This window comes from Microseira wollei NIES-4236 (assembly GCF_020521235.1).
GTDB lineage: Bacteria > Cyanobacteriota > Cyanobacteriia > Cyanobacteriales > Aerosakkonemataceae > Microseira > Microseira wollei.
In genome coordinates this window covers 1-255 of sequence record NZ_BLAY01000740.1, presented here as the reverse complement: position 1 = coordinate 255, position 255 = coordinate 1, and the positions used below count along the sequence as shown (strand labels likewise).

Here is a 255-nt window from a genome sequence, read left to right as displayed (position 1 = left end):
CTTTGGCCTGCAGGATGCCTAACCCACAAGATTTATGGCAGAGGTCTATTAGACTGGTGCAAAAAAGAATCTCTTTGGCAGGCAGGATGCCTAACCCACAAGATTTATGGCAGAGGTCTATTAGACTTGTGCAAAAAAGAATCTCTTTGGCAGGCAGGATGCCTAACCCACAAGATTTATGGCAGAGGTCTATTAGACTGGTGCAAAAAAGAATCTCTTTGGCAGGCAGGATGCCTAACCCACAAGATTTATGGC

The 255-nt window shown here is 45.1% G+C and carries 1 protein-coding gene; it reads left to right on the top strand.

The genetic code is table 11. The features are described from left to right. Nucleotides 1-14: 14 nt before the first annotated feature. The coding region (locus MiSe_RS50400) for a hypothetical protein (protein ID WP_226595140.1) at nucleotides 15-255 on the top strand (241 nt) is incomplete at its 3' end.